Here is a 7,594-nt window from a genome sequence, read left to right on the forward strand (position 1 = left end):
TATGTTGACAGGCCACCACGCGCCATGGACGGAACAGGAAAAAAAATGGACTTTTCCAAAAAATGAAAACACCTGATCCCATACCAAGCTTTTTTGTTTACGGACTTCCCGACAGGCTGGTCGATATCGGGTTCGTCCATGTCGAAACCGTGATGGCGCGACGCAACATGCACAACGGAAATGTCGCACCGCACAAACATGAACAGATGGGACAACTGACGTTCTGGACCACTGGCGGCGGCACCTATTACATGGAGGACCGGACCCTGCGTTTCGCCGCCCCCGCGATCACGTTCATGCCCAGCCATGTCGTGCACGGGTTCAACGTATGCGGGCGGTCGGATGCGATTGTCCTGTCGATTGCCGACGGGGCGCTGACGGCCATTTCCACCCTGATCCACCGGCCGCTCGACACGCCATTGATGGTGGAGGGATCAACCGACCGTCCCGAATGGCGGCGGCTTGGCGCGCTGATGGAAATCATGCAGCAATGCTATAACGATGCGCCAACCGCCGCGAGTCCGGCCATCTCCGGCCTTGCCGCGACATTGCTGGAACGGGCATGGCGCCTGGCCGATGATACGCAGGTTGCGCCACAGGACGCACGCACGGTCCTGGCACGGCGGCTGCGCACCACGATCAACCGCCATTTCCGCGAGGAATGGTCCGTTGAGCGCTATGCCACCGAACTGGGCAGCACGCCCTACCTTCTGGGACGTGCGGCACGACAGGCGTTCGGCCTGTCGGTCATGCACATGGTCCATGAACGCCGCCTGCTGGAAAGCAAGCGGCTTCTGCTGTTTACCGTCAGGTCAATCGAGGACATCGCGATCGAGGTCGGCACACAGGACCCGGCCTATTTCTCCCGCTTTTTCCGCCGTTATACCGGGGTGTCACCCGGCCGGTGGCGCAAAAGCCAGATCGAACACATGCGCGGCCATGGCGATGGCGCGCCCTATCAGGAACCGGGCCGCATCACGCCTGATGCACCGGACCGCACGACGATTCAGGAAACATCATGAATAAAAGTTTTTGGTGAAGCTTTTTTCAAAAAGCTTCAAAGAACACTGTCTTTTTAAAAAAGTCGGCACCCAAAAACTTTTTATTTATCAATCACTTTTCTTGAAATACTCTCCGCCCTCACCTCACTCGGGGTCCGGCCATAGCGCATGCGGAAACTGCGTGAAAAATGTGCGGCGGACGAAAACCCGTGCAGGCTGGCGATCCCTTCGAGCGTCATATGCGCAAACCCCGGATCCCGCAGCGCATGATGGCAACACTCCAGACGGCAACGCAGGATATGGCGTTCGGGCGTCTCCTCACGCACGGCAAAGGCGCGGTACAGGCCCCGGCGCGAACAGCCAAGGGCCACGACGATCCGCCCCACGTCCAGCGCGGGATCCGACAGGTGCCGGAGAATGAACGCCTCCGCCCGATGCAGGACGGACCCGTGCGATACCACCTGCCGCCCGCCGGTTACGGACAGGTCGGGCAATGTCCCGATCAGGTTTCCCATCGCATCGCGCAATGCGTCCAGCCGCACGGCACGCGCCCCCTCCGCCCTGCTGTCACACGCCATACGCTGCATGCGGGCGGCACGTCGCATCATGTCCATCACCAGCGCGGCCAGACCGTCATCAGCCCCCAGCACGCGCGGCCGGTCGCATGCGCCGCGCAGGCCCGATGGCAACAGGTCGATCGGGGCCTGGAAGATCATGCTGCCGCACCGCGCGGCAGAGGTGAAAATGAAGGGACGTTCCGGCCGGTAAAGCAGCAGGCACCGGGGATCAAGCATCGCATGAAACCCGTCCTGCGTGAAATGATCCGTCCCGTGTTCCATCAGGATCATCTTCAGCACATCGCCCTGTCCCGCGCCGCGGATGGTGCGCGCCACGTCGGACAGGCAGACAAAACGGCATCCATCGGCCTGCACGGCGCTGATTTCATGCCATCCCCCCGCCCCGACGGCCACATGGCGACCAACCGAGGGGAACAGTGTCGCGAAACGTCCCGCAAATACCGCCTGCGCGCCCAATGCCTGCACCGCGCCTGTCACTCCATCATGTCGGAAGCTCTTCGATTTGCACAATATGACGCATGCGACAGGACTCTTTTCCATCAAACAATCGTCATGGGCATGTGGATGGGCGATATGGGTGGCACGCTGGGTCAAGGAGCGCATTATGGTGCGATGCAAAAAATTGCTGAAACCACAAGGAATGTCCGCGTTTTCGCAACAGATGTCCGGCCGGGCGCGCGTTCATGATTGACATCCCCTGCCGCACGCATGTGCGATGCCGCGCGGATACAAAACCGTGGACATGAAAACACATGCCCCACCCACACAGGAACCGGCCATGACCCAGCCCCCCGCCCCTGCCCTCCTGCCAGAAGTCAGCACGTTCCTTGCCCGCAGGCACGCCATCTTTGTCGATGGCCGCCCCACTTCCTCCGGGGAGGAGGGCCGGATGGAGGTCCACGACCCCGCCACCGGCACGGTGATCGCAACGGTGGCCGACGCCTCGGTGCGGGATGTGGACCATGCGGTCAAACGCGCGCATGTGGCCTTTGCCGACGGGCGCTGGCGCGGCCTGCCGCCGGGAACGCGCGAACGCATCCTGCTGCGCCTGGCCGACCTGGTGGACTCCCATGCCGAGGAACTGGCCCAGCTTGAGACGCTGGAGCAGGGAAAATCCATCGGGCTGTCGCGCGCGGTGGAGGTCGGCGGCGGGGCGGCGTGGCTGCGCTATGCCGCGGGGCTGGCCACCAAGCTGACGGGCCGCACGCTTGACGTCTCCATCCCCATGCCGCCTGGCGCATCATGGAGCGCCTTTACCCGCCGCGAACCGATCGGCGTGGTGGCGGGCATCGTGCCATGGAATTTCCCGCTGATGATCGCGATCTGGAAAGTGGCACCCGCGCTGGCCGCTGGCTGTTCGATCGTGGTGAAACCGGCGGAAACCACGCCGCTGACGCTGCTGCGCCTGGCGGAACTGGCGATTGATGCGGGCGTGCCGCCGGGCGTGTTCAACGTCGTGACGGGATCGGGCCGTGTGACGGGGGATGCCCTGATCCGCCATCCGCTGGTGGCGAAAATCAGCTTTACCGGCTCCATCCCCACGGGCCAGCATGTCGCACGGGTTGCTGCCGACCGCCTGACGCGCGTGACACTGGAACTGGGTGGCAAGAACCCGGCCATCGTCCTGCGCGATGCCGACGTGGCGGATACGGTCGCGGGCCTGATGGGGGCGGCCTTCCTCAACCAGGGGCAGGTCTGCGCCGCCTGCGCGCGCATCTATGCCGAGGGGCCGGTCTTCGACCAGCTTGCGGCGGGCCTGCACGATGCCCTCGGCAGCCTGAGCGTCGGGCCGGGGATGGAGCCTGCGGCACAGGTCACGCCACTGGCCTCCGCCACGCATCGCGACCGGGTGGAGGGATACCTGCATGACGCGATCGGCCGGGGGGCGAACGTCCTGCAGGGGCCGGGCGTGCCGTCACAGGGATATTACGTCCGCCCCACGGTCATCGTGGACCCCGCGCCCGACCTGCGCCTGACGCGCGAGGAGGTCTTTGGCCCCGTCGTCTCCCTGACCCGTGTCCGGGACGCGGCAGAGGCGCTGGCGGCCGCCAATGACACGGAAATGGGGCTGGCGGCCAGTGTCTGGACCCGCGACCTGAAGGCGGCGATGGCGCTGCCGCAGCAGTTGCGCGCGGGCACGGTCTGGGTCAACAGCCATGTCGGCATCGATCCCAACATGCCCTTTGGCGGGGTCAGGATGTCGGGCGTGGGGCGCGATTTCGGCGTGGACTGGCTGCATGCCTATACCGAGGAAAAATCCATCTGCATCCGCCACTGAACCGCGCGACAGGCCACACGTCATCATCACCGCCCCGGCAGAAGGGCGGACACACGACACCAGAACAACCAGAAGCCGTGGTCCCACACGGTCAGGAACGTCCCATGACGCTGCGCATCTTTTCCCCGGCCCGCTGGCTGATGGCACTGCTGTGCCTGCTGGTGGTGCCGCCCGCGTCCGCCGCGCGCGCGGACACGCCCCCCGTCGCCACCGCGCAGGAGGAACAGCAGCCCGGCGACTGGCCCTCCTACGGGCGTACCCCCTCCGAACAGCGCTACAGCCCCCTGTCGCAGATCGACCGCCGCACGGTGGGGCAACTGAAGCTGGCATGGTATCTGGACCTTGATTCCAACCGGGGGCAGGAAGGCACGCCCCTTGTCGTCAATGGCGTCATGTACGCCACCACGAACTGGAGCAGGGTCAAGGCGCTCGATGCCGCGACGGGGCGGGTGCTGTGGGAATATGACCCGCGCACGCCGGGCGACATCGCCCTGCGCGGATGCTGCGATACGGTCAACCGGGGCGCTGCGTACTGGGAGGGAAAGATCTATGTCGGGACGTTCGATGGCCGCCTGATCGCACTCGATGCGCGCAACGGGCGGCCCGTATGGTCGGTCAACACCATCCCGGCCGACGCCACGCTGGGCGATATCCGTTCCTACACCGTCGATGGCGCGCCACGCATCGCCCATGGCGTGATCGTCATCGGCAATGGCGGGGCCGAATTCGGCGCACGCGGCTTTGTCTCCGGCTTCGATGCGCGCACGGGGGCGCTGAAATGGCGGTTCTATACCGTGCCCGCACCGGGCAACCGGCCCGACCATGCCGCATCGGATGCCACGCTGTCACGCATCGCATGGCCGACATGGCAGCCCGATGGCGGCTGGACCCGGTCGGGGGGCGGCGGGACGGTGTGGGATTCCATCGTCTATGACCCGGTGACGGACCTGCTCTATATCGGTGTGGGGAACGGATCGCCATGGAACTACCGCTTCCGTTCCAACGGGGTGGGCGACAACCTGTTTCTGGGCAGCATCGTCGCCCTGCGTCCACAAACGGGGGAATATGTCTGGCATTTTCAGGAAACGCCGAAGGACCAGTGGGACTTTACCGCCAGCCAGCACATCATGACGCTTGACCTGCCAATTGACGGGCAGGTGCGCCATGTGATCGTCCATGCGCCAAAGAACGGATTTTTCTATGTCCTTGATGCGCGCAGCGGCGAATTCCTGTCGGGCACGCCCTATGTTTTCCAGAACTGGGCCGATGGCCTGGACCCGGTGACGGGACGCCCGCGCATCCGGCCGGAGGCGATGTGGTCCCTGACGGACAGACCATGGGTGGGCATCCCCGGCGCACTGGGCGCGCATAACTGGCAGCCCATGGCCTACAGCCCGCGTACGGGCCTGGTCTATATCCCGGCGCAGCAGATCCCGGCGCTGTACAAGACCCCGGACAGGGTCCGGCTGCATCCCGTGGGCCTGAACCTCGGTGCGGAAATGGCGGCAGGCAGCGCGCCCGACGACCCCGCCGCCCGTGCACAGGCGGCGAAGGCCCTGCAGGGCTGGCTGCTGGCATGGGATCCCGTGGCGCAGAAAGCCCGCTTTCGCGTCGATCACAGGGGACCGTGGAATGGCGGCCTGCTCGCCACCGGGGGCGATCTGGTGTTCCAGGGACTGGCGAACGGGGAATTCCATGCCTATGACGCCACAAACGGACAGGACCTGTTCCGCTTCAACGCGCAGAGCGGCGTCATCGCGCCACCTGTAACCTATATGGCCGGCGGCCGGCAGTTCGTCGCGGTGGAGGTCGGATGGGGCGGGATCTATCCGCTGCTGGTGGGGGGCATGGCGCGGACGGGCGGATGGACCGTCAATCATTCGCGCATCCTTGCCTTTGCACTGGATGGTGACGCGACGCTGCCGCCCTCGGGGCAGAAGGGTTTCCTGCCGGTCGCCCCACCCGTGGATTATGACGCGCAACAGGCCGGGGCGGGATATGTCCATTACCAGAATTTCTGCATCGCCTGCCATGGCGACAACGCGGAATCGGGTGGCGTGCTGCCTGACCTGCGCTGGTCCGGGGCGATCCGCACGCCAGAGGGGTTCCGCAATGTCGTCCTGCACGGGGCGCTGACGGCCTATGGCATGGGCAGTTTCGCAAGCGTGCTGGATGACGGGCAGGCCGAACAGATCCGGCAGTTCCTGATAAAGCGTGCCAATGACACTTATGCCCATGAAATGCACATCCGCGACAATCCCGCAGGCGTGCCGGAAGGCATAGATAAGGATTAAGCGTTTTCGAGTGCCGCCTTCTGATCCAAAAAGGCGGCGTTCCTTGAAGCTTTTTGAAAAAAGCTTCACCAAAAACTTTTGGACGATGACAGCGGTTGCGTGGATGCCGGTTTGTTTTCGATTCCGAAACATCCTGCCTGCATCAGCGATGATTCATAAAATGTTCATCCCGTTCCATCCCATAAAACTGTCGCAATGGGTGGGCGCGGCGGTATGGCATGTGTATAGACGGCGCATGCAGCATGTGACCCCGACCCTTCGCCCCACGTCATTCGCGCTTTCCCGGCAGGAGGCCGCGCTGATTGGCGTGACCATGATCTGGGGGACGACGTTCCTCATCGTCCACCTTGCGATGCAGTCGTGCGGCCCGCTGTTCTTTGTGGCCATACGCTTCCTTGCTGCCGGGGGCGCCAGCCTGCTTGTCTTTCATAAATCCATGCGGGCGCTCACGCTGCGCGAACTTGGCGCGGGCATTGCCATCGGCATCAGCATCTTCATGGGCTACAGCCTGCAGACCTATGGCCTGCAGACCATCACCAGCAGCCAGTCGGCCTTCATCACCGCGATGTACGTGCCCATGGTGCCCCTGCTGCAATGGGTCGTGCTGCGCCGCATGCCGCACCTGATGAACTGGATCGGCATCGGCCTCGCCTTTGTCGGGCTGCTCCTGCTGGCGGGACCGGACGCGGGGGCCGGGGCGTTCAGCCGCGGCGAGGCCGCAACCCTGCTGGGCACGGTCGCCATCGCAAGCGAGATCATCCTGATCAGCCGTTTCGCCGCACAGGTGGACAGCAGGCGCGTCACGGTGGTGCAGCTTCTGGCAGCCGGGGTGCTGGCGTTTGCCACGATGCCGCTGGGCGGGGAATCCATGCCGCATTTTTCATGGGTGTGGCTGGTCTGTGGCGGGGGGCTGGGCATTGCCAGCGCACTGATCCAGTTGACGATGAACTGGGCGCAGAAGGCGATTTCCCCCACGCGCGCCACCGTCATTTACGCAGGCGAGCCGGTCTGGGCCGGGATCATCGGGCGTATCGCGGGCGAACGGCTGCCGCCGCTTGCGCTGCTGGGCGCGGTGTTCATCATTGCCGGGGTGGTCGTGGGGGAATGGCGGCCGCGTGGGCGCAGGGTTGTAAATGACGGGTAAGGGAGAGATGTTCTTTTTTGCAAAAAAGAACCAAAAAACTCTTATCCATTCCGGGAATTATTCCAAACAGTCAGGAAATTCCCAGACTTTCAAAAGTTTTTGGTGAAGCTTTTTCCAAAAAGCTTCAGACCCCCACATCCGCCAGCATGACATAGGCCGCCTCACGCGCCGTAACCTCCAGACTGGTGCATGCACTGATCGCGGCCGCATCCCCCGCACCCAGCACCTGCCCATCGACCGCCACCTGCCCCGACACCACCAGCAGATACAGCGCCCGCCCCGGCACGGTGGCATAGGCC

At 64.0% G+C, this 7,594-nt stretch carries 7 protein-coding genes; 5 read left to right on the top strand and 2 right to left on the bottom strand.

Going from position 1 to position 7,594, the window contains the following annotated elements:
- Nucleotides 1–62 precede the first annotated feature (62 nt).
- Nucleotides 63–1,022: a helix-turn-helix domain-containing protein gene (locus tag HNH97_RS04720; RefSeq protein ID WP_171790061.1), complete on the top strand. Its 960-nt coding sequence runs from the start codon at nucleotides 63–65 to the stop codon at nucleotides 1,020–1,022.
- Nucleotides 1,023–1,102: 80 nt separating this feature from the next.
- Here the strand turns inward: HNH97_RS04720 and HNH97_RS04725 are convergent, their stop codons facing one another.
- Nucleotides 1,103–2,044 carry a helix-turn-helix domain-containing protein gene (locus HNH97_RS04725; protein ID WP_216657529.1) on the bottom strand — a complete coding sequence of 314 codons (942 nt, stop codon included), beginning with the start codon at nucleotides 2,042–2,044 and terminating at the stop codon, nucleotides 1,103–1,105.
- An 18-nt stretch (nucleotides 2,045–2,062) separates the two neighbouring features.
- Here HNH97_RS04725 and HNH97_RS04730 point away from each other — a divergent pair, with 18 nt between their 5' ends.
- The 4 genes from HNH97_RS04730 (at nucleotide 2,063) to HNH97_RS04745 (ending at nucleotide 7,295) form a co-directional block, all read left to right on the top strand.
- Nucleotides 2,063–2,266, top strand: coding sequence for a hypothetical protein (locus HNH97_RS04730; protein ID WP_171790063.1), 204 nt, complete (start codon nucleotides 2,063–2,065; stop codon nucleotides 2,264–2,266).
- Between the two features lie 91 nt (nucleotides 2,267–2,357).
- A complete protein-coding gene (locus HNH97_RS04735) occupies nucleotides 2,358–3,857 on the top strand; it encodes an aldehyde dehydrogenase family protein (protein ID WP_171790064.1) in 1,500 nt (499 codons plus the stop codon).
- A gap of 104 nt (nucleotides 3,858–3,961) precedes the next feature.
- Nucleotides 3,962–6,151 carry a PQQ-dependent dehydrogenase, methanol/ethanol family gene (locus HNH97_RS04740; protein WP_171790065.1) on the top strand — a complete coding sequence of 730 codons (2,190 nt, stop codon included), beginning with the start codon at nucleotides 3,962–3,964 and terminating at the stop codon, nucleotides 6,149–6,151.
- Nucleotides 6,152–6,386: 235 nt separating this feature from the next.
- Entirely contained in the window at nucleotides 6,387–7,295 is a 909-nt protein-coding gene (locus HNH97_RS04745) for a DMT family transporter (RefSeq protein ID WP_171790066.1), read from the top strand.
- Nucleotides 7,296–7,419: 124 nt separating this feature from the next.
- Here the strand turns inward: HNH97_RS04745 and HNH97_RS18370 are convergent, their stop codons facing one another.
- On the bottom strand, nucleotides 7,420–7,581 hold the full coding sequence (locus HNH97_RS18370; protein ID WP_320442945.1) for a pirin family protein: 162 nt from the start codon (nucleotides 7,579–7,581) through the stop codon (nucleotides 7,420–7,422).
- Nucleotides 7,582–7,594 lie beyond the last annotated feature (13 nt).

Source organism: Gluconacetobacter entanii, from assembly GCF_013155425.1.
Taxonomy (GTDB): domain Bacteria; phylum Pseudomonadota; class Alphaproteobacteria; order Acetobacterales; family Acetobacteraceae; genus Novacetimonas; species Novacetimonas entanii.

What these genes read in the sequence shown, in the direction of transcription:
- HNH97_RS04720 (WP_171790061.1), top strand. Translation starts at nt 63, where the DNA reads ATGAAAACACCTGATCCCATACCAAGCTTTTTTGTTTACGGACTTCCC.
- HNH97_RS04745 (WP_171790066.1), top strand. Translation starts at nt 6,387, where the DNA reads ATGCAGCATGTGACCCCGACCCTTCGCCCCACGTCATTCGCGCTTTCC.
- HNH97_RS04735 (WP_171790064.1), top strand. Translation starts at nt 2,358, where the DNA reads ATGACCCAGCCCCCCGCCCCTGCCCTCCTGCCAGAAGTCAGCACGTTC.
- HNH97_RS04740 (WP_171790065.1), top strand. Translation starts at nt 3,962, where the DNA reads ATGACGCTGCGCATCTTTTCCCCGGCCCGCTGGCTGATGGCACTGCTG.
- HNH97_RS04730 (WP_171790063.1), top strand. Translation starts at nt 2,063, where the DNA reads ATGTCGGAAGCTCTTCGATTTGCACAATATGACGCATGCGACAGGACT.